This window comes from Streptomyces sp. AV19 (assembly GCF_015999245.1).
GTDB lineage: Bacteria > Actinomycetota > Actinomycetes > Streptomycetales > Streptomycetaceae > Streptomyces.
Window position 1 is genome coordinate 355,138 of the sequence record NZ_JAEAMR010000010.1, and the last position, 19,175, is coordinate 374,312.

The 19,175-nt window shown below is 73.8% G+C and carries 14 protein-coding genes and 1 pseudogene; 11 read left to right on the plus strand and 4 right to left on the minus strand.

Going from position 1 to position 19,175, the window contains the following annotated elements; all coding sequences use genetic code 11:
- Positions 1-262 precede the first annotated feature (262 nt).
- Positions 263-610, minus strand: a complete 348-nt coding sequence (locus tag I5Q34_RS20040) for a sterol-binding protein (RefSeq protein WP_199893696.1) — start codon at positions 608-610, stop codon at positions 263-265.
- Between the two features lie 69 nt (positions 611-679).
- On the opposite strand from I5Q34_RS20040, the gene I5Q34_RS20045 reads away from it, so the two are divergent.
- Genes I5Q34_RS20045 through I5Q34_RS20055 form a run of 3 tightly spaced genes read left to right on the plus strand, consistent with a single transcriptional unit; the run spans position 680 to position 2,602 of the window.
- A complete protein-coding gene (locus tag I5Q34_RS20045) occupies positions 680-865 on the plus strand; it encodes a hypothetical protein (RefSeq protein WP_199894345.1) in 186 nt (61 codons plus the stop codon).
- 13 nt (positions 866-878) lie between these two features.
- Positions 879-1,685, plus strand: a complete 807-nt coding sequence (locus I5Q34_RS20050) for a TlyA family RNA methyltransferase (protein WP_199894278.1) — start codon at positions 879-881, stop codon at positions 1,683-1,685.
- A complete protein-coding gene (locus tag I5Q34_RS20055) occupies positions 1,682-2,602 on the plus strand; it encodes an NAD kinase (RefSeq protein WP_199893697.1) in 921 nt (306 codons plus the stop codon). The genes I5Q34_RS20050 and I5Q34_RS20055 overlap by 4 nt, the downstream gene beginning before the upstream one ends.
- A gap of 154 nt (positions 2,603-2,756) precedes the next feature.
- Here I5Q34_RS20055 and I5Q34_RS20060 read toward each other — a convergent pair whose 3' ends face one another.
- Positions 2,757-4,163: a S41 family peptidase gene (locus I5Q34_RS20060; protein ID WP_199893698.1), complete on the minus strand. Its 1,407-nt coding sequence runs from the start codon at positions 4,161-4,163 to the stop codon at positions 2,757-2,759.
- Between the two features lie 123 nt (positions 4,164-4,286).
- On the opposite strand from I5Q34_RS20060, the gene recN reads away from it, so the two are divergent.
- Both recN and I5Q34_RS20070 read left to right on the plus strand, forming a co-directional pair.
- Positions 4,287-6,038 carry a DNA repair protein RecN gene (gene recN / locus I5Q34_RS20065; protein ID WP_199893699.1) on the plus strand — a complete coding sequence of 584 codons (1,752 nt, stop codon included), beginning with the start codon at positions 4,287-4,289 and terminating at the stop codon, positions 6,036-6,038.
- Between the two features lie 246 nt (positions 6,039-6,284).
- Entirely contained in the window at positions 6,285-7,406 is a 1,122-nt protein-coding gene (locus I5Q34_RS20070) for a glycosyltransferase family 4 protein (protein ID WP_277965367.1), read from the plus strand.
- A 235-nt stretch (positions 7,407-7,641) separates the two neighbouring features.
- Here the strand turns inward: I5Q34_RS20070 and I5Q34_RS20075 are convergent, their stop codons facing one another.
- Positions 7,642-9,207, minus strand: a complete 1,566-nt coding sequence (locus I5Q34_RS20075; protein ID WP_199893701.1) for a PucR family transcriptional regulator — start codon at positions 9,205-9,207, stop codon at positions 7,642-7,644.
- Positions 9,208-9,281: 74 nt separating this feature from the next.
- Entirely contained in the window at positions 9,282-11,045 is a 1,764-nt protein-coding gene (locus I5Q34_RS20080) for a glycoside hydrolase family 15 protein (protein WP_234429282.1), read from the minus strand.
- Positions 11,046-11,545: 500 nt separating this feature from the next.
- On the opposite strand from I5Q34_RS20080, the gene I5Q34_RS20085 reads away from it, so the two are divergent.
- The 6 genes and pseudogenes from I5Q34_RS20085 to I5Q34_RS20110 form a co-directional block, all read left to right on the plus strand.
- Positions 11,546-13,198: a CTP synthase gene (locus I5Q34_RS20085; RefSeq protein WP_234429167.1), complete on the plus strand. Its 1,653-nt coding sequence runs from the start codon at positions 11,546-11,548 to the stop codon at positions 13,196-13,198.
- A 98-nt stretch (positions 13,199-13,296) separates the two neighbouring features.
- Positions 13,297-13,923: an NUDIX hydrolase gene (locus I5Q34_RS20090; protein WP_199894280.1), complete on the plus strand. Its 627-nt coding sequence runs from the start codon at positions 13,297-13,299 to the stop codon at positions 13,921-13,923.
- Positions 13,924-14,182: 259 nt separating this feature from the next.
- Entirely contained in the window at positions 14,183-16,231 is a 2,049-nt protein-coding gene (locus tag I5Q34_RS20095; RefSeq protein WP_199894281.1) for a tetratricopeptide repeat protein, read from the plus strand.
- A 197-nt stretch (positions 16,232-16,428) separates the two neighbouring features.
- The gene (ald, locus tag I5Q34_RS20100) at positions 16,429-17,544 is read left to right on the plus strand and encodes an alanine dehydrogenase (RefSeq protein WP_199894282.1); all 1,116 of its coding nucleotides are present in this window, start codon (positions 16,429-16,431) and stop codon (positions 17,542-17,544) included.
- A 331-nt stretch (positions 17,545-17,875) separates the two neighbouring features.
- Positions 17,876-19,000: a ParA family protein gene (locus I5Q34_RS20105; RefSeq protein ID WP_199893703.1), complete on the plus strand. Its 1,125-nt coding sequence runs from the start codon at positions 17,876-17,878 to the stop codon at positions 18,998-19,000.
- A pseudogene (locus I5Q34_RS20110) lies at positions 18,985-19,175 on the plus strand (hypothetical protein); the annotation flags it as partial. The gene I5Q34_RS20105 and the pseudogene I5Q34_RS20110, both read left to right, overlap by 16 nt.

The window sequence follows — 19,175 nt, forward strand, 5'->3', positions numbered from 1 at the left end:
GGGGGGGGGGGGGGGGGGGGGGGGGGGGGGGGGGGGGGGGGGTGCGTCCCCCCCCGGCCCCCCCTTCCCCCGTTTCTCCGGGGGCGGCCCCCGGGGGCCTGAACCGCGGCTGCGCCGCGTTGACCGGGGGCTTCGCCCCCTGGCCCCCGGAGCGCCCTTCGGGCGCTGTCCTCGAACTCCCCGGAGGGGGCAACCCCCAGACGGGCCGGATTCGCGCGGAGCGCGCGAGAAACGGTGAAAGGGTGGGGAGGGGCGGCAACCCTTACAGAATCGCCCGCAGGCGCAGCACATCCCGCAAGCCCGCCTTCAGGCGGACGCGGCCGTTCGCCCACGCCCGGGCGAAGTTGAGACGGCCGTCCACCAGGGCCACCAAGTCGTCGCCCGTCATCTCCAGCGCGATCTCCGCCTGTCGCTCCGGCACGCCCGGCATCGTGCGGACCTCCCTGATGTGGCCCTCCCGCAGGTGGCCGACGAAGGTCACGTCCAGATCCGTCACGTGGCAGCTGAGCGAGCGGTCCGGCATCGCCGAGCCGCGCAGGCCCTCGTCCGCTCCCGCGAGGTTCTCCGCCAGTCTGTCGAGCGCCGCGCGGCACTCCTCGATCGTCGCCATCGCACTGGACGGTACCCCAGTGGGAGGAGAACACCGGCGAAACACCCGTTCCGGGGTAGCGTCGGGAGCATGACCGACAGCAGCACACGCCCCCTCGGGATCGACCGGACCCCCACGGGCCACCCCGACGTGGACGAGCACCTCGAACGGCTGGCGGACGCCGACCACCTCGACGCCGACGGTCACCTCGCGGTGTACGAGGATGTACACCGAGGGCTCAAGGACGCCCTCGCCGCACTCGACAACAGGAGCTGAACCGCACGTGGCCGTGACCCGCCGACGACTCGACGCTGAGCTGGTGCGCCGGAAGCTGGCCCGTTCCCGCGAGCACGCGAGCCAGCTGATCGCCGCGGGCCGGGTGACCGTCGGCGGCGCGACGGCCACCAAGGCCGCCACCCAGGTGGAGACCAGCGCCGCGCTCGTCGTCGCCCAGGACGACAACGATCCCGACTACGTCTCCCGCGGCGGGCACAAGCTCGCCGGCGCGCTCGCCGCGTTCGTCCCGCGGGGGCTGGAGGTCGAAGGGCGCCGAGCCCTCGACGCCGGGGCCTCGACCGGCGGCTTCACCGACGTGCTGCTGCGCGCCGGTGCCGCGCACGTCGTCGCCGTCGACGTCGGCTACGGGCAGCTCGCCTGGTCCCTGCAGAGCGACGAGCGGGTCACCGTCAAGGACCGGACGAACGTCCGCGAGCTGACGCCGGAGCAGATCGACGGGAAGCCGGTCGACCTCGTCGTCGGCGACCTGTCGTTCATCCCGCTCGGCCTCGTCCTGCCCGCCCTGGTGGCCTGCACCGCGCCCGGCGCCGACCTGGTGATGATGGTCAAGCCGCAGTTCGAGGTCGGCAAGGAACGGCTCGGCAGCGGCGGCGTGGTGCGCAGCCCCGAGCTGCGTGCCGAGGCGGTGAAGGAGGTCGCCCGCCGCGCGGCCGGACTGGGGCTCGGCGTCCTCGGCGTCACCGCCAGCCCGCTGCCCGGTCCCTCCGGCAACGTCGAGTACTTTCTGTGGCTGCGCGCCGGTGCGCCCGAACTGGACCCGGCGGACGTTGACCGTGCAGTGGCGGAGGGGCCTCGTTGACCACTACAGAAGCAACAGACAGACGCACCGTCTTCCTGCTCGCGCACACCGGCCGCCCCGCGGCCATCCGCAGCGCGGAGCTCGTCGTCCAGGGACTGCTGCGCTGCGGCATCGGCGTCCGGGTGCTGGCCGAGGAGGCCGCCGACCTGCCGCTGCCGTCCTCCGTCGAACGGGTGGAGACCGGCCCGGACCACCCGGACGTGCTGGAGGGCTGCGAGCTGCTCGTCGTCCTCGGGGGTGACGGGACGCTGCTGCGCGGCGCGGAGTTCGCCAGGGTCTCCGGGGTGCCGATGCTCGGCGTCAACCTCGGCCGCGTCGGCTTCCTCGCGGAGGCGGAGCGCGACGACCTCGACAAGGTCGTGGACCGGGTGGTGACCCGGGAGTACGAGGTCGAGGAGCGCATGACCCTCGACGTCCTCGTCCGGACCGACGGGCACGTCGTGCACACGGACTGGGCGCTCAACGAGGCGTCGGTGGAGAAGGCGGCGCGGGAGCGGGTGATCGAGGTCGTCACGGAGGTCGACGGGCGGCCCGTGTCGCGCTTCGGCGGCGATGGTGTGGTGTGTGCGACGCCGACCGGGTCGACGGCGTACGCCTTCTCGGCGGGCGGGCCCGTGGTGTGGCCCGAGGTCGAGGCGCTGCTGATGGTGCCCATCAGCGCCCACGCGCTCTTCGCCAAGCCGCTGGTGACGGCGCCGGACTCGGTGCTCGCCGTGGAGGTGCAGCCGCAGACGCCGAACGGGGTGCTGTGGTGCGACGGGCGGCGGAGCGTGGAGCTGCCGGCGGGGGCGCGGGTGGAGGTGCGGCGGGGGGCGGTGCCGGTTCGCCTGGCGCGGCTGCATCACGCGTCGTTCACCGACCGGTTGGTGGCGAAGTTCGCGCTGCCGGTGGCGGGGTGGAGGGGCGCTCCGCACTAGGCGTTTGCCGAGGGGGTTTGCCCCGGACCCTCCCCCGGAGGGGGCACCCCGGCTTTCACCGTTTCTCGCGCGCTGCGCGCGGGTGCAACGCGGCTGCGCCACGTTCGTCCCCGAGCGCCGGACGGGCTGAATCAGCCCGTCCGGCGCTCGACTCTCAACGACGGCCGGCCGTCAGCAACCGCCGCGCCTTCGCCAGCGCCGAATCCCGGTGCCCCGCGAACTCCTCCTCCGTGAAGACCGGCGTGCGCACCTGCGGCGGGATGCCCGTCACGTCGTACGTCCGCCGCTGCGGATCCGCCGTCATGAACTCCTCGTTCGGGAGGCCGAACGTCCAGCCGTTGGGGAGCCTCCGCTCCAGGACGTCCGAGAACGAACCCTGCGTGTTCTCACCGATCCGCGTCGGCGCGGACGCCCGGCCCATCAGCGCCTGCGTGAACGTCTCGCCCGCGCTGATCGTCAGCCGGCCGGTCAGCACCGCCAGCGGGCCGGTGTAGGCCGGGCCGGCGTGCGGCTCCACGCGGACGGGGACCTCGGGGGTGAAGCGCCGGGGGTCCCGCGGGTCGGAGCGCGCGTGCTTGAGGTAGGCCACGTACGGCCGGTCCGTGAGCCGTTGCGCGACGCGGATGCCCAGCCGGTCGGAACCGCCGCCGTTGAAGCGGAGGTCGAGAACCAGGCCCCGCAGGGAGCGGACGCGGGACGGCGTGAAGACCGCGTCCAGGGCGCGGTCCAGCTCGGCCGCGTCCGCCTGGGGGCCGCCCTTCGCGGCGAAGCGGGTGAAGCGGGTGATCCGCAGGTATCCGAGACCGTCGGGCAGGTCCGCGTAGGAGACCGCGCCCTGCGCCCAGCTGCGCAGGGGCGCTCCGACGGCCTCGGCGACCGCCTTGTCGGTCCGGACGATGGACTCCCGCGTGGGCATGACGGTGTCGGCACGGTGCCCGCCGAAGCGCCGTCCCGGACCGGCGTCGATGCTCGTGTGCCCGTCGTGCAGCGGCTCGATCATCTCCCGCAGGACGGCGAACAGCTCGTCGTCGCCCGTCCGCGCGGTGATCCGGGGCCGGTAGCGGTCGCGCACGGCCCGCCAGTCCACGCCGTGGGCGGCGAAGAAGGGGTAGTTCTCGGCGTAGGTCTGCCAGAAGACGTCGAAGACCCGGCGCGGGTCCGTCCGCGGCTTCTCCGCGCAGCCGGCCGGCAGCGCGGCGGTCCGGCGCAGGACGCGGTGGCCGACGCCCTCGTCGAAGGCCATCCGCAGCCGGCCCGTGCCGTCGGGGGAGACCGTCAGCCCCGAGCCCTCCGCGTCGGTGAAGCGGCCGGAGCCGTTCCCCTTCGCGTCCGGCGCCCCGGGCAGGCAGCTGACGGCGGTGGTCTCCCAGGTGCGCAGCCGCCGCCCGCCGTCCGCGATCGAGACGACCGTCCCGTAGCCCTCCGAGCGCCACAGGCCGTCGAGTCCGGCAGCCGCCGTGGGCGCGGCGGGGGACGCCACCGAGTTCCCGACGGCGGTTGTGGTCAGGGCGAGGGTTGTGGTCAGCAGGGCGATGGCGGTGCGACGGGTGGGTGCGTTCATGAATCCAGGCTGGTGGGGACGGGTGTACGGGCACCATGGGGCGGCCACCCGGACCGGCGGTGGGGTTCTCCCCAGGGGACCGGGCCGGGGGGCGGCCGTCGCGAGGGGGCCCCGGAACCTCGTATGGTCGTATCCGTGTTGGAGGAGATGCGGATCCGGTCCTTGGGCGTCATCGATGACGCGGTGGTCGAGCTGTCACCCGGTTTCACCGCGGTGACGGGCGAGACCGGTGCCGGCAAGACCATGGTTGTCACGAGCCTCGGGCTGCTGCTCGGTGGCCGGGCCGACCCCGCCCTGGTGCGGGTCGGTGCCAAGGCGGCGGTGGTCGAGGGGCGGATCGCCGTCGACCGCCGGTCGCCCGCGGCCGTGCGGGCCGAGGAGGCGGGCGCCGAGCTCGACGACGGCACGCTGCTCGTCAGCCGCACGCTCTCCGCCGAGGGGCGCTCCCGCGCCCACCTCGGCGGCCGGAGCGTGCCCGTCGGGCTGCTGGGCGAGCTCGCCGACGACCTCGTCGCCGTGCACGGCCAGACCGACCAGCAGGGGCTGCTGCGCCCGGCGCGGCAGCGCGAGGCCCTCGACCGGTACGCGGGGGACGCGGTGGCCGCGCCGCTCGCCAAGTACGCCGACGCCCACCGGCGGATCAAGGCCGTCGCCGCGGAGCTGGACGAGCTGAGCACCCGCGCCCGCGAGCGCGCCCAGGAGGCGGACCTGCTGCGGTTCGGCCTCGACGAGGTCGCCGCCACCGAGCCGCTGCCCGGCGAGGACGCCGAACTGGCCGCCGAGGCCGAGCGGCTGGGCCACGCCGAGTCCCTCGCCTCCGCCGCCACCGCCGCCCACGCGGCGCTGGCCGGCGACCCCGAGGACCCCGAGGGCGTGGAGGCGTCCGCCCTGGTCGCCGGGGCGCACCGGGCCCTGGAGGCCGTGCGCTCCCACGACCCGGCCCTCGCCGCCCTCGCCGGCCGGATCGGCGAGATCGGCATCCTGATCGCCGACGTGGCCGGCGAACTCGCCGGGTACGCCGGCGACCTGGACGCCGATCCGCGCCGGCTGGCCGCCGTCGAGGAGCGGCGCGCGGCGCTGACGCACCTGACGCGCAAGTACGGCGAGGACATCACGGCCGTGCTCGCCTGGGCCGAACGGAGCGCCGAGCGCCTCGGCGAGCTGGAGGGCGACGACGAACGGATCACGGAGCTCACCGCCGAGCGCGACGCGCTGCGCGCCGAACTCGGCGCGCTGGCACAGGAGCTGAGCGACGCCCGCGCCGAGGCGGCCGGGCGGTTCGCCGAGGCCGTCACGGCCGAGCTGGCGGAGCTGGCGATGCCGCACGCGCGGGTGTCCTTCGCGATCCGGCAGAACGCGACGGACGACGAGGCGGCGGGCATCGAGGTCGGCGGGCGCGCCGTCACCTTCGGGCCGCACGGCGCCGACGACGTCGAGCTGCTGCTCACCCCGCACCCCGGCGCCCAGCCGCGGCCCATCGCCAAGGGCGCCTCCGGCGGTGAACTCTCCCGCGTGATGCTGGCGGTGGAGGTGGTGTTCGCGGGCTCCGACCCGGTGCCCACGTACCTCTTCGACGAGGTCGACGCGGGCGTCGGCGGGCGCGCCGCCGTCGAGGTGGGCCGCCGGCTGGCGCGGCTGGCCCGGACCGCGCAGGTCGTGGTCGTCACCCACCTGCCGCAGGTGGCCGCGTTCGCCGACCGGCACCTCGTCGTCGAGAAGACCCACGAGGGCTCGGTGACCCGCAGCGGGGTCAAGGCCATGGAGGGCGAGGACCGGGTGCGCGAGCTCTCCCGGATGCTGGCGGGGCAGGAGGACTCCCAACTGGCCCGCGCCCACGCCGAGGAGCTGCTGGAGGCGGCGCGCGCGGGACGGTGACACCGGGCCGGGACGACGGCATCGGAGGCCGGGGCGGTGACTTCAGTGGCAGGCGCGGCGACGTAAGGGGCCGTAACGGTCTCGTCATCCCCAAACCGGGTGAATCCGCAGATGTGCGGGCGAGACAGGGCGGGCCGCGCGCGGAGCGGTGGTGCGTGGATGTCGGTGGCGGCTGGCATCCTGGGCTCGGCACCGCGCCGTTGTCCCCCAGCCGACTGCCCCTCCCGACCCAGGAGTCACTCCCGCGTGAGCAGCACACCCGGCACGTCCCACGGGCGGCCGCCCCTGCACGCCGTCCAGGTCCTGGGCGGCGGGGGCGGGGGCAGCGGCGCCCATGTGCGGTCGCTGGCCGGCGGGCTGGTCGCGCGCGGTCTGCGGGTGACGGTCTGCGCGGCCGGGTGCGCGGAGGCGCGGTACGGATTCACCGGGGCGGGCGCCTCGTTCGAGGCGCTCCCGGCCGGGACGGACGCGCTCGTGGTCGCCGGGATCCGCGCCGCGAGCGCGCACGCGGACGTGGTCCACGCGCACGGGCTGCGCTGGGGCGTCCTCGCGGCGCTCGCGCTCCGCGGGCGCGCGACGCCGCTGGTGGTCACCTGGTACCGGCGGGTGTGCGCGGCGGGCGCCCGGGCCCACGTCGTCCGGCTCATGGAGCGCCGGGCCGCGCGCGGCGCCGCGGTCGTGCTCGCGCCCTCCCCGGACCTGGTGGACCAGGCGCGGCTGCGCGGCGCGCGGGACGCGCGGCTGGCGGCGGTGGCGCTTCCGGCGCCGCGCGCGCTCCCCGACGACGGGGACGACCCGCTGCGGGACAAGCTCCTCGCCGAACTGGGCGTGATGGGACGCCCGTTGCTCCTCGCCGTCGGGCGCCTGGAGGCGGAGCAGGGGTACGGACCGCTGCTGGACGCCGCCCGCGCCTGGCGCCACCTGGACCCCGAGCCGCTGCTCCTCGTCGCCGGGGAGGGGCCGGAGCGGGGGGCGCTGCAGCGCCGCATCGAGGACGAGTGCCTGCCCGTCCGGCTCGTCGGCCGGCGCGACGACGTTCCGCAGCTGCTGGCCGCCGCGGACGTCGCGATCCTGCCCAGCCGCTGGGAGGCGCGCTCCCTGCTGGCGCAGGAGGCCTTCCAGGCGGGGGTGCCGCTGGTGGCGACGTCGGTGGGCGGGGTGCCCGATCTGGTGGGCGACGCGGCGGAGTTGGTGCCGTACGGGGACGCGGGGGCGCTGGCGCTTGCCGTGACCGGGCTGCTGGAGGATCCGTCGCGGCGGGAGCGGCTGGTGATGGCGGGGCGGGTGAGGCTGGGGGAGTGGCCGTCGGAGGACGACGCGGTGGCTCATGTGCTGAGCGTGTACGACGAGTTGAGCGGGTGGCGCTGAAGCGCGCCCTGGGGGAGGGTGCCCCTGGCCCTCCCCCAAGGGGGCACCCCCACTTTCACCGTTTCTTCCGGGGCAAGCCCCGGGGCCCGCAACGCGGCTTCGCCGCGTTGAGCGGGGGCTCCGCCCCCTGCACCCCTGAAGCGCCTTCCGGCGCTTGAGGACGAGCGCGGCGCAGCCGCATTGCCCTCGCGCGGAGCGCGCGAGAAAACGGTGAAAGGGCGGGGCAGGGGCAGACTCACACCACCACGCGCCGCGCCCGCAGCGCCAGCCCCAAGGTCAACCGCGTATCCGGATCGTCCAGATCCATGCCCAGCAGCCCGGCTATCCGGCCGAGCCGGTCGTACAGCGTCTGACGGTTGACGTGGAGGGCGCGCGCCGTCTCCGCCTTGCGGCCGGCATGGCGCAGATACACATCCAGCGTGGGGAGCAACTCCGCCCGCGCGGAGGCGTCATGGGCGAGGAGCGGGCCGAGGGCCCGGTCCACGAAGGCGGTGAGATCGTCCCCGGCCCGAAGGCGCCACAGAAGCAGGTCGACGTCCAGCGCCCGCGCGTCGTACCACTCCCGGTCGGGCAGCCCGGGCGCCGCCTCCGCCGCCTCGGCGGCGTGCCGCAGCCCCGCCCCGGCCGACGCCCAGTCCGCCGGCGCGCCGACGACCACCACCGGCGGCCGGGCCCGGACCCGCCGCGCCCCGGCGCGCAGCGCGGCCGCCAGCCGGGCGGCCACCGCGGGCCGGTCCGCCGCGTCGCGCAGCGCGGCCAGCAGCGGCATGCGCCCCTCCGGCAGCCGCACGCCCAGCAGCACCGGCACCCCCACCGCCGTCAGCTCCTCCTGCACCGCGCAGGTGAGCGCCGCCCAACCGCCGTCCCGGCACGGCAGCTTCATCATCACCGGCAGCAGCGGCCCGGGCCCGGGGCGGAAGCCCAGGACGCGGGCCTGGGCGGGGGCGTCGGCCGGGTCGAGCCGGTCCTCGGCGAGGTCGGTGAGGAAGTCGCCGCGCCCCCGGGCGGCGAGCTCCTCCTCCTGGCGGGCCTGGAGGAGGACGACGGCCAGCAGCGCGGCCGTACGGTCGGCGGCGATCCGGTGCACCGGCGCGGCCGGCCCGTTGACCGGCAGGACGACGAGCCGGGCGCGCGGGGCCCCCGGCCCCCGCCCGGGCACCGGGACCTCCACCCGCCCCGCGGGCCGGGCCTCGCGCAGCCCGTCCCAGACCTGGAGCGGCCCGGGATCGGGTCCCCCGGCCGCGTACAGGAGCCGCCCCTCGGGCGCCTCCAGGAAGACGGGGTTGCCGGTGAAACCGGCGAGCAGCCGCAGCACTTCCGGCACCCCGCCGCCGTCCAACAGCGCCCGGGTGCACCGGTCGTGGAGCTCCTCCGCGCGCCGCAGCACCGCGTAGTGCTCGTTGACCAGCTCGGTGTGGATCTCCTCGGTCACCGCGACGAACGGCACCTCCCGGTGCAGCTGGACGAGCGGCAGGCCGCACGAGCGCGCGGTGTCCACCGCCGCGGCCGGCAGCGTGCGGAAGCGCGCCCCGAGCTCCACCACCAGGGCCGCGATGTCCCGTTCGGCCAGCCCGCGGACGAACGCGCGCTGTTCGGCGGGCCGGTCGCCCAGGCCCAGGCCGGTGGTGAGCAGCAGCTCGCCGCCCTTGAGGAGGGCGGCGATGTGCGGGGCCTCGCCGGCGTGCGCCCAGCGCACGGGGCGGTGCAGCCCGTCGGCGCCGGCCATCACCTCGGGCAGTCCCCGCCGCAGGGCGGGGAGTTCGAGGGCGCGGGCGACGGTGACGATGCCGTGGGGTTCCATGGGGTGAACCTACGGGACACCGCAGGTTCACCTTGAGCCCATGAGCCGCTCAGCCGCTGAAGCCGCCCGGCTCCTCAGCCCCCGAAGGCGCTCGACGCCGTCAGCCGCAGCGCCGTGTCGATCAGCGGGACGTGGCTGAAGGCCTGCGGGAAGTTGCCCACCTGCCGCTTGAGGTGCGGGTCCCACTCCTCCGCGAGCAGCCCCAGGTCGTTCCGGAGCGCCAGCAGCTTCTCGAAGAGCTGGCGGGCCTCGTCCACCCGGCCGATCATCGCCAGGTCGTCCGCGAGCCAGAACGAGCAGGCCAGGAAGGCCCCTTCGTCGCCCTCCAGCCCGTCCACGCCCGCTTCGTCGCCGGCCGTCGGGTAGCGCAGGACGAAGCCGTCGGAGGTGGACAGCTCGCGCTGGATCGCCTCGATGGTGCCGATGACGCGCTTGTCGTCGGGCGGCAGGAAGCCCATCTGCGGGATCAGCAGCAGCGAGGCGTCCAGCTCCTTGGAGCCGTAGGACTGGGTGAAGGTGTTGCGCTCCTTGTCGTAGCCCTTCTCGCACACGTCGCGGTGGATGTCGTCGCGCAGCTCCCGCCAGCGCTCCAACGGGCCGTCCACGTCGCCCGATTCGATGAGCTTGATCGTGCGGTCCACCGCCACCCAGGCCATCACCTTGGAGTGGACGAAGTGCCGGCGCGGGCCGCGCACCTCCCAGATGCCCTCGTCGGGCTCGTTCCAGTGGTCCTCCAGGTAGCTGATCAGGCGCAGCTGGAGGAGCGAGGCGTAGTCGTTGCGGGCCAGGCCCGTCATGTGCGCCAGGTGCAGGGCCTCGATCATCTCGCCGTACACGTCCAGCTGGAGCTGGCCCGCCGCGCCGTTGCCGACCCGGACCGGCTGCGAGTTCTCGTACCCCGGCAGCCACGGCAGCTCGGCCTCGCTGAGCTCGCGCTCGCCGGCGATGCCGTACATGATCTGGAGGTTCTCCGGGTCGCCGGCGACGGCCCGCAGCAGCCACTCGCGCCAGGCGCGGGCCTCCTCGCGGTAGCCGGTGCGCAGCAGCGACGAGAGGGTGATCGCGGCGTCCCGCAGCCAGGTGAAGCGGTAGTCCCAGTTCCGCGAGCCGCCGATGTCCTCGGGCAGCGAGGTGGTCGGCGCGGCGACGATGCCGCCGGTGGGCGCGTACGTCAGGGCCTTGAGCGTGATCAGCGAGCGGACGACGGCGTCCCGGTAGGGGCCGTGGTACGTACAGTGCTCGACCCAGTCCCGCCAGAAGCCCTCGGTGGCCTCCAGCGACCCCTCCGGGTCGGGCAGGGCCGGCGGCCCGCCGTGCGAGGGCTGCCAGCTGATGGCGAAGGCCACGCGCTCACCGGGGGAGACGGTGAAGTCCGAGTAGGTCGTCAGGTCCTTGCCGAAGGTCTCGGCGGTGGTGTCCAGCCACACCGAGTCGGGCCCGGCGACGGCCACGGTGCGGTCGCCCACCTTGTGTACCCAGGGCACCACGCGCCCGTAGGAGAACCGCATCCGCAGCGCGGAGCGCATCGGCACCCGGCCGCTGACGCCCTCCACGATCCGGATCAGCTGGGGGGCGCCGTCGCGCGGCGGCATGAAGTCGATGATGCGGACGGTGCCGCGGGCGGTGTCCCACTCGGACTCCAGGACCAGGGAGTCCCCCCGGTAGCGGCGGCGGTCGGCGCGCGGCGGGGCGGCCCCCGAGGGGTGCGCGGGGCCGATCCGCCAGTAGCCGTGTTCCTCCGTGCCCAGCAGCCCGGCGAACGCCGCATGGGAATCGAACCGCGGTAGGCACAGCCAGTCGGCCGTGCCGTCCCGGCAGACCAGCGCGGCGGTCTGCATGTCGCCGATGAGTGCGTAATCCTCGATACGCCCGGCCACGTCATCTCCAGTCGAACGGCATCGTGACCCCGGAAAGGGGCCTCTGGCGGTCAAGCGAAGCGATCTTGTGATCTGTGATCTGTTGACGAGCCTGTGGATCCGGAAGGGGGTCCTGCCCTTGGTGGGAATGCCCCCGGTGGAGGCTGGGGGAGGTGGCTGGAGGAGGGCGGGATGGTGCCGTGCCGGCCGGCTCGCTGCGTGTGTCCGAGCAGGATACGACGCCGAGTTGGGGGATGCGCGACGGTTGGCCGGGGAATCCTGTGCCGAATGGGTGGCCTGTGACGCACGGTTCGTACGGTCGTCGCGCCGCGTCACCGGAGGCGGCCACCTCGGGGCGCTGATACCCTGGTACCCCGTGGACCGGTGGGCGCAAGACCCCTCGACCGCAGCGACGGCACCCCCGCAAAGACGCCGGGTGGGCGCCGGTACGCACCTCACCTCGCGACCACGGGAGACCCCCTTTGGCCATTGCCGCTAAGCCCACGACGACCAAGCACCTCTTCGTCACCGGGGGTGTCGCCTCCTCGCTCGGCAAGGGGCTGACCGCCTCCAGCCTGGGCGCGCTGCTCAAGGCCCGCGGTCTGCGCGTGACGATGCAGAAGCTCGACCCCTACCTGAACGTCGACCCGGGCACGATGAACCCGTTCCAGCACGGCGAGGTGTTCGTCACCAACGACGGCGCCGAGACCGACCTGGACATCGGCCACTACGAGCGCTTCCTCGACGTCGACCTCGACGGCAGCGCCAACGTCACCACCGGCCAGGTGTACTCCTCGGTGATCGCCAAGGAGCGGCGCGGTGAGTACCTGGGTGACACCGTGCAGGTCATCCCGCACATCACCAACGAGATCAAGCACCGCATCCGGCGCATGGCGACCGAGGACGTCGACGTCGTCATCACCGAGGTCGGCGGCACGGTCGGCGACATCGAGTCGCTGCCGTTCCTGGAGACCGTGCGTCAGGTCCGCCACGAGGTCGGCCGCGACAACGTCTTCGTCGTGCACATCTCGCTGCTGCCCTACATCGGCCCCTCCGGCGAGCTGAAGACCAAGCCGACCCAGCACTCCGTCGCCGCCCTGCGCAACATCGGCATCCAGCCCGACGCGATCGTGCTGCGCGCCGACCGCGAGGTCCCGACCGCGATCAAGCGCAAGATCTCGCTGATGTGCGACGTCGACGAGGACGCGGTGGTGGCCGCCATCGACGCCCCGTCGATCTACGACATCCCCAAGGTGCTGCACACCGAGGGCCTGGACGCCTACGTCGTCCGCAAGCTGGACCTGCCCTTCCGCGACGTGGACTGGGCGCAGTGGGACGACCTGCTGGACCGCGTCCACAAGCCGGACCACGAGGTCACCGTCGCGCTGGTCGGCAAGTACATCGACCTGCCGGACGCCTACCTCTCGGTCACCGAGGCCATCCGTGCGGGTGGCTTCGCCAACCGCGCCCGGGTGAAGATCAAGTGGGTGACGTCGGACGACTGCGTCACCCCTGCCGGTGCCAAGAAGCAGCTCTCCGACGTTGACGCGATCTGCGTCCCCGGCGGATTCGGCGACCGCGGCGTCAACGGCAAGGTCGGCGCGATCACCTTCGCCCGTGAGAACAAGGTCCCGCTGCTGGGCCTCTGCCTGGGCCTGCAGTGCGTGGTCATCGAGGCCGCGCGCAACCTGGCCGGCATCGCGGACGCCAACTCCACCGAGTTCGAGCCGGCGACCGCCCACCCGGTGATCTCCACCATGGCCGAGCAGATGGACATCGTCGCCGGCGAGGGCGATCTGGGCGGAACGATGCGCCTGGGCATGTACCCGGCCAAGCTCGCCGAGGGCTCCATCGTCCGCGAGGTCTACGGCGACGAGCCGTACATCGAGGAGCGCCACCGTCACCGGTACGAGGTCAACAACGCGTACCGCGCGGAGCTGGAGAAGAAGGCGGGCATCCTCTTCTCCGGCACCTCCCCGGACAACAAGCTCGTCGAGTTCGTCGAGTACCCGCGCGAGGCCCACCCGTACCTAGTGGCCACCCAGGCCCACCCGGAGCTGCGGTCCCGGCCGACCCGCCCGCACCCGCTCTTCGCGGGCCTGGTGAAGGCGGCCGTCGAGCGCCAGAAGGGCTGACCTGCGCCGTCTTATACGGTTGACCGGGGTGAGCGCCTCCTCTCCGAGGGGGGCCCGCCCCGGTTTCCGCATTCCTGGAGGACGTGACGTACATGGGCATCAGCATCAAGGACACCGCCGAGTCGTGGCAGGTCACCGCCAGTGAGACCCCGTTCACCGGCAACAAGACCAGCGCGCGGACGGACGTGGTGGTCATGCCCGACGGGTCCACGGTCAAGCGCGACTACCAGGTGCACCCCGGGTCGGTGGCCGTGCTCGCGCTCGACGAGCAGGGCCGGGTGCTGGTGATCAACCAGTACCGGCACCCCGTGCGGCACCGGCTCTGGGAGATCCCGGCTGGCCTGCTGGACATCCCCGGCGAGAACCCGCTGCACGCGGCGCAGCGCGAGCTCTTCGAGGAGGCGCACGTCAAGGCCGAGGACTGGCGGGTGCTGACGGACGTCTTCACCTCGCCCGGCGGCTGCGACGAGGCGCTGCGCATCTTCCTGGCCCGTGGCCTCTCCGAGGTGGAGGGCGAGCGCTTCGAGGTCTCCGAGGAGGAGGCGGACATGGAGCTGGCGCGGGTGCCGCTGGCGGACCTGGTCCGCGGGGTGCTCGACGGCGAGCTGCACAACACGTGCCTGACGGTGGGGGTGCTGGCGCTGTCGGCGGTGCTGGCGGGTGATGGCGTGGACGCGCTGCGTCCGGCGAACGCGCCGTGGCCGGCGCGGCCGTTCGAGGAGTAGTCCCCAGCCCCGCCCTTTCACCGTTTCTTCCGGGGAGTTTGAGGACGAACGCGGCGAAGCCGCGTTGTCCCGCGCGGAGCGCGCGAGAAACTGGGGGCACCCCCTCTGGGGGAGAAAGGGCGGGCCAGGGGCAACACCCCCCACCGTCACCCCAACGCACATCGCACAAACCGAATAGGTGATGGTACGAAGAGCCGCGACGCGGCTCACCTCCCCACTCGTCCCTTTGAACTACGCTCGGCCCGTGGAGACCGACGAAATGGCCGTGGCGACCGGCGTGCGCCCCCGCCGGTCGGGAGCGGCCGCCCCCGGCCGCACGCCCACCGGCCTGTTCACGGGGCGCGACCGGGAACTCAAGGAGCTGCGGGCCGACATCGCCCGGACCGGACTCGACACCCTCTCCGGTCGCAAACGCCCCCGCTGCCGCATCCTGCTCGTCGCCGGACGCCCCGGTTCCGGCCGCACCGCCCTCGCCGAGGAGCTGGCCGGCCGGCTGGAGCGGGACTACCCGGACGGAGTACTCCGCGCCCGCCTCACGGACGCCGACGGCACCCCCGTCCCCACCGACCGCACCGCCCGCGCCCTCCTCGCCGAGCTCGGCGCCACCTCCGCCGCCCCCGCCGGGGCGGACGAGGACGAGCTGACCGCCGCGCTGCGCGGCGCCCTGACGGGCCGTCGGGTGCTGATGCTGCTGGACGACGCCCCGGGCGCGGAACACGTGGAGCCGCTGCTGCCGGACGAGCCGGAGTGCCTGGTCGTCGCCGTCGCCCGCGGCCCGCTGACCGGTGTGCCCGACGTCCGGCCGTGCACGCTCGGCGGGCTGGAGACGGCCCCCGCCGTCGACCTCCTGGAGCGGTACGCGGGACCCACCCGCATCACCGTCGACCCGACGGCCGCGAGCGCCGTCGTCCAGGAGTGCGCCGGCCAGCCCGCGGCGCTCGTCCTGGTGGGGGGCTGGCTGGCGGCCCACCCCAAGATGTCGGTGGCCGACGCCGTCCGGCGGCTGCGCGAACTGCCCGTCCCCGAGGGCCACGAGGGCACCGGCCGTCCCCTGGCCCGCGCCCTCCGGCTGGCCTACGAGGCGCTGCCCCCGCTCAACGCCCGGATACTGCGGCTGCTGGCGCTCGCCCCGGCCGGCCCGGCCGACGCGCACACCGCCTCGGCGCTGGCGGGCTGTTCGGTCTCCGCCGCCCAGGCCGCGCTGGAGGACTTCGTCGCCCGCGGCCTGCTGCGCACCGTTTTGGTGGACGGCGTCCCGGGCGCGCCCGGCGCGCTGCCGCCGCAGTACCAGGTGCCGGGCGCGCTCGCCGCGCTGCTGCGGGGCCTGCTGGAGACCACCGACCGGCCCGCCGAGGTGGAGCTGGCGCGGGCCCGGATGCTGGAGCGGGTCGTGCGGCAGCTGCACTCGTGCCGGGCCGCGGCCGGGCTCGCCGACCCGTCCGTCCGCAGACGGGTCGCCGAACTCCCGCGCCCGCTGCGCTTCCCCTCGGCGCGCGTCGCCGAGGAGTGGCTGCGCTCCCGGCTGCCCGCGCTGCTGGCGGCAGCCCGGCTGGCGGTGGAGGACGGCGGGCTGGACACCCTGGCCCGGCGCCTGGTCTCCGCGCTGACCCGGGCGCTCGGCGCCCACCTGCCCCCGGAGGAGGCCGGGCCCGAGCAGTACGGGCTGCACCGGCTGGTGCTGGACGTGGCGAGCCGCCGCTCGATGCCGCTGGAGAAGGCCGCGGCCCTGCTCAACCTGGGCGACCTGGACGCGCGGGCCGGGCGCACCCGGCAGGCGCTGGGCCGTTACCGCGAGGCGCTCCAGTCCGCGCGCGAGGCCGGCGATCCGTACGCGACGAGCCGGTCGCTGGAGTCGATCGCCTCCGCCTACCGGGAGCTGGAGGACTGGGAGCGGTCCGCCGACTGGTACCGGCGCGGCCTGGAACTGCGGCTGACGCGCGGTGAACTGGCCGACGAGGCGCGGCTGTACGGGCGGCTGGGCGCGGTGCACGGCTGCGCCGGCGAGTGGGGCGAGTCCCTGCGCAACTGGCGGGCCGCGGCCGCCGCCTTCCGCCGGCTGCGCGACACGGCCGGGCACGCCCGGGCGCTGAGCGAGGCGGCGGTCGCCCAGGAGCACCTGGGCCGGCCGCAGGAGGCGGCGCGCACCGGGGCCGAGGCGGTCGAGTGCGCGCGGCGGGCCGGTGACGGGCGGCTGGAGGCCGCGGTCCGGCTGCGGCTGGCGGACCTGCTGGAGCGGCTGGGGGACCCGGCCGGGGCCGAGGCGCAGCGGCGGGCGGTCGAGGCCATGGACGCGGCGGTGCGGGCTTAACGCCTGCTCGGTGGGGTACATCCAGGGGCAACCTACGAATTCGGTGGCAGGATCCGCAAAGATTGGTGCTTTGTAAGGCTAGACAGCTCGGCCTCCTTCATTAGACTGGTTGCGCCGCGATCGACGCGGTCTGCTCTGGTGTGTCCCCGCACATCCGGATTAGCCTGAAAACCTCTGATTCAAGGACCGTGATCGACGTGAAGGTCGGCATCCCCCGCGAGGTCAAGAACAACGAGTTCCGCGTGGCCATCACCCCCGCCGGTGTCCACGAGCTGGTGCGCCACGGCCACCAGGTGGTCGTGGAGAAGGGGGCCGGTCTCGGCTCCTCCATCACGGACGCGGAGTACACCGCGGCCGGCGCGGCCATCCTGGACACGGCCGACGAGGTGTGGGCCACCGCCGACCTGCTGCTGAAGGTCAAGGAGCCGATCGCGGAGGAGTACCACCGCCTGCGCAAGGGCCAGACCCTCTTCACCTACCTGCACCTGGCCGCCTCCCGCGAGTGCACGGACGCCCTGCTGCAGTCCGGCACCACCGCCATCGCGTACGAGACCGTCGAGCTGGCCAACCGCGGGCTGCCGCTGCTGGCCCCGATGTCCGAGGTCGCGGGCCGGCTGGCCCCGCAGGTCGGCGCGTACCACCTGATGCGCTCGGCCGGCGGCCGCGGCGTGCTGCCGGGCGGCGTCCCGGGCACGGCGGCCGGCAGGGCCGTCGTCATCGGCGCCGGCGTCTCCGGCTGGAACGCCACGCAGATCGCCGTCGGCATGGGCTTCCACGTCACCCTGCTCGACAAGGACATCAACAAGCTGCGCGAGGCCGACAGAATCTTCGGCACCAAGGTGCAGACGATCGTCTCCAACGCCTACGAGCTGGAGAAGGCCGTCACCGAGGCCGACCTCGTCATCGGCGCCGTCCTCATCCCGGGCGCCAAGGCCCCCAAGCTGGTCACCAACGAGCTCGTCGCCAAGATGAAGCCCGGAAGTGTACTTGTCGACATTGCGATCGACCAGGGCGGCTGCTTCGAGGACTCGAAGCCGACCACCCACGCGGAGCCGACCTTCACCGTCCACGACTCCGTCTTCTACTGCGTCGCCAACATGCCGGGCGCGGTGCCCAACACCTCCACCTACGCGCTGACCAACGCCACGCTGCCCTACATCGTGGAGCTGGCCAACCGTGGCTGGCAGGAGGCGCTGAGCCGGGACGCCGCGCTCGCCAAGGGTCTCAACGTCCATGAGGGACAGGTCGTTTACGGTCCGGTCGCCGAGGCGCACGGCCTTCCGTCCGTCGAACTGAGCACGCTCCTCGGCTGAGGCGTGGGCGCGCCCACAGCGGGAATGCACAACCGGCAGGGTCTTGTTCGCAAGGCCCTGCCGGGGTGTTTTCCGTAGGTTTTTCCGAGGTGATCCCCGCCGGGAAAATGTGCGGGTGACGCGCCGAACGCCCTTGACAGAAGGGTGTTCGATCGCCGACACATCGTGCCGTCTCCGGCGGATTGTGTTGCTGCGGACCGCCGACACGCCATAGAGTCGCCAACCGTCGGCATGGTGCCACGCTGACCTATCTAGATGTTTCCTGGTCACCAAGGAGGTAGGACGACTTGTGAATGAGTCGACATTTGCTCCCGGGGGTGGTCAACCAGGAATGCCTGCGCAGGGCCAGAGTCCTGCGGGACTCCACGCTGTCGGCTCCGTCGCTGTCCACACCTTCGCAAGCCAGCAGGACATCCAGAGCATGACGACAGCCCACCAGAGCATGGACGGTCAACACGTGAACGCCATGGCCGGCGACCGCGGCGGTGATCCCGCTCGTCTCGCCGACTACGAGGAGGTGCCCGACGGGCACTTCTACGACCCCGACGCGGAGTACGAGCCCGACCCCGAGTACGCGGCCACCCTGGCCCCGGACGCCGCACGCCAGCGCCGCGAGCGCATCGGCCCCACCGGCCGTCCGCTGCCGTACTTCCCGATCCCGGGCCCGCTGACCGACCATGGCCCGGCCAAGATCATCGCGATGTGCAACCAGAAGGGCGGGGTCGGCAAGACCACCTCGACCATCAACCTGGGCGCCGCGCTGGCCGAGTACGGCCGCCGGGTGCTGCTCGTCGACTTCGACCCGCAGGGCGCGCTCTCCGTCGGACTGGGCGTCAACCCGATGGAGCTGGACCTGACGGTCTACAACCTGCTCATGGAGCGGGGCATGTCGGCCGACGAGGTGCTGCTGAAGACCGCGGTCCCCAACATGGACCTGCTGCCCAGCAACATCGACCTGTCCGCGGCCGAGGTCCAGCTCGTCAGCGAGGTGGCCCGCGAGTCGACGCTGCAGCGCGCGCTCAAGCCGCTGATGTCCGACTACGACTACATCGTGATCGACTGTCAGCCCTCGCTCGGCCTGCTGACCGTCAACGCCCTGACGGCCGCTCACAAGGTCATCGTCCCGCTGGAGTGCGAGTTCTTCGCGCTGCGCGGGGTGGCGCTGCTCACCGAGACCATCGAGAAGGTCCAGGAGCGGCTCAACCCCGAGCTGGAGCTGGACGGCATCCTCGCCACCATGTACGACTCGCGCACCGTCCACAGCCGCGAGGTGCTCGCGCGCGTGGTCGAGGCGTTCGACGACCACGTGTACCACACGGTCATCGGCCGTACGGTCCGCTTCCCGGAGACCACCGTCGCGGGCGAGCCCATCACCACGTACGCGTCCAACTCCGTCGGCGCCGCCGCCTACCGCCAACTCGCCAGGGAGGTGCTCGCCCGGTGTCACGCCGAGTGAGTCTGCCCGGCGCCGACGAGCTGTTCCGCACCACCGGAGGGGTGGGGCTCCAGTCCTCGGCCCCCCGCAGACAGGCCAAGGCCGACGGGAGCGCCGCCGCGGCGCGCGTGCCCGGTCCGGCCGCCGCCGAGCCCGACGGCGACGCCGCCCCGGCGCCGTCAGCGGACGCCGGGGC

What these genes read in the sequence shown, in the direction of transcription:
- I5Q34_RS20040 (WP_199893696.1), bottom strand. Translation starts at nt 610, where the DNA reads ATGGCGACGATCGAGGAGTGCCGCGCGGCGCTCGACAGACTGGCGGAG.
- I5Q34_RS20045 (WP_199894345.1), top strand. Translation starts at nt 680, where the DNA reads ATGACCGACAGCAGCACACGCCCCCTCGGGATCGACCGGACCCCCACG.
- I5Q34_RS20060 (WP_199893698.1), bottom strand. Translation starts at nt 4,163, where the DNA reads ATGAACGCACCCACCCGTCGCACCGCCATCGCCCTGCTGACCACAACC.
- recN (WP_199893699.1), top strand. Translation starts at nt 4,287, where the DNA reads ATGGTCGTATCCGTGTTGGAGGAGATGCGGATCCGGTCCTTGGGCGTC.
- I5Q34_RS20075 (WP_199893701.1), bottom strand. Translation starts at nt 9,207, where the DNA reads ATGGAACCCCACGGCATCGTCACCGTCGCCCGCGCCCTCGAACTCCCC.
- I5Q34_RS20080 (WP_234429282.1), bottom strand. Translation starts at nt 11,045, where the DNA reads ATGCAGACCGCCGCGCTGGTCTGCCGGGACGGCACGGCCGACTGGCTG.
- I5Q34_RS20095 (WP_199894281.1), top strand. Translation starts at nt 14,183, where the DNA reads ATGGCCGTGGCGACCGGCGTGCGCCCCCGCCGGTCGGGAGCGGCCGCC.
- I5Q34_RS20105 (WP_199893703.1), top strand. Translation starts at nt 17,876, where the DNA reads ATGCCTGCGCAGGGCCAGAGTCCTGCGGGACTCCACGCTGTCGGCTCC.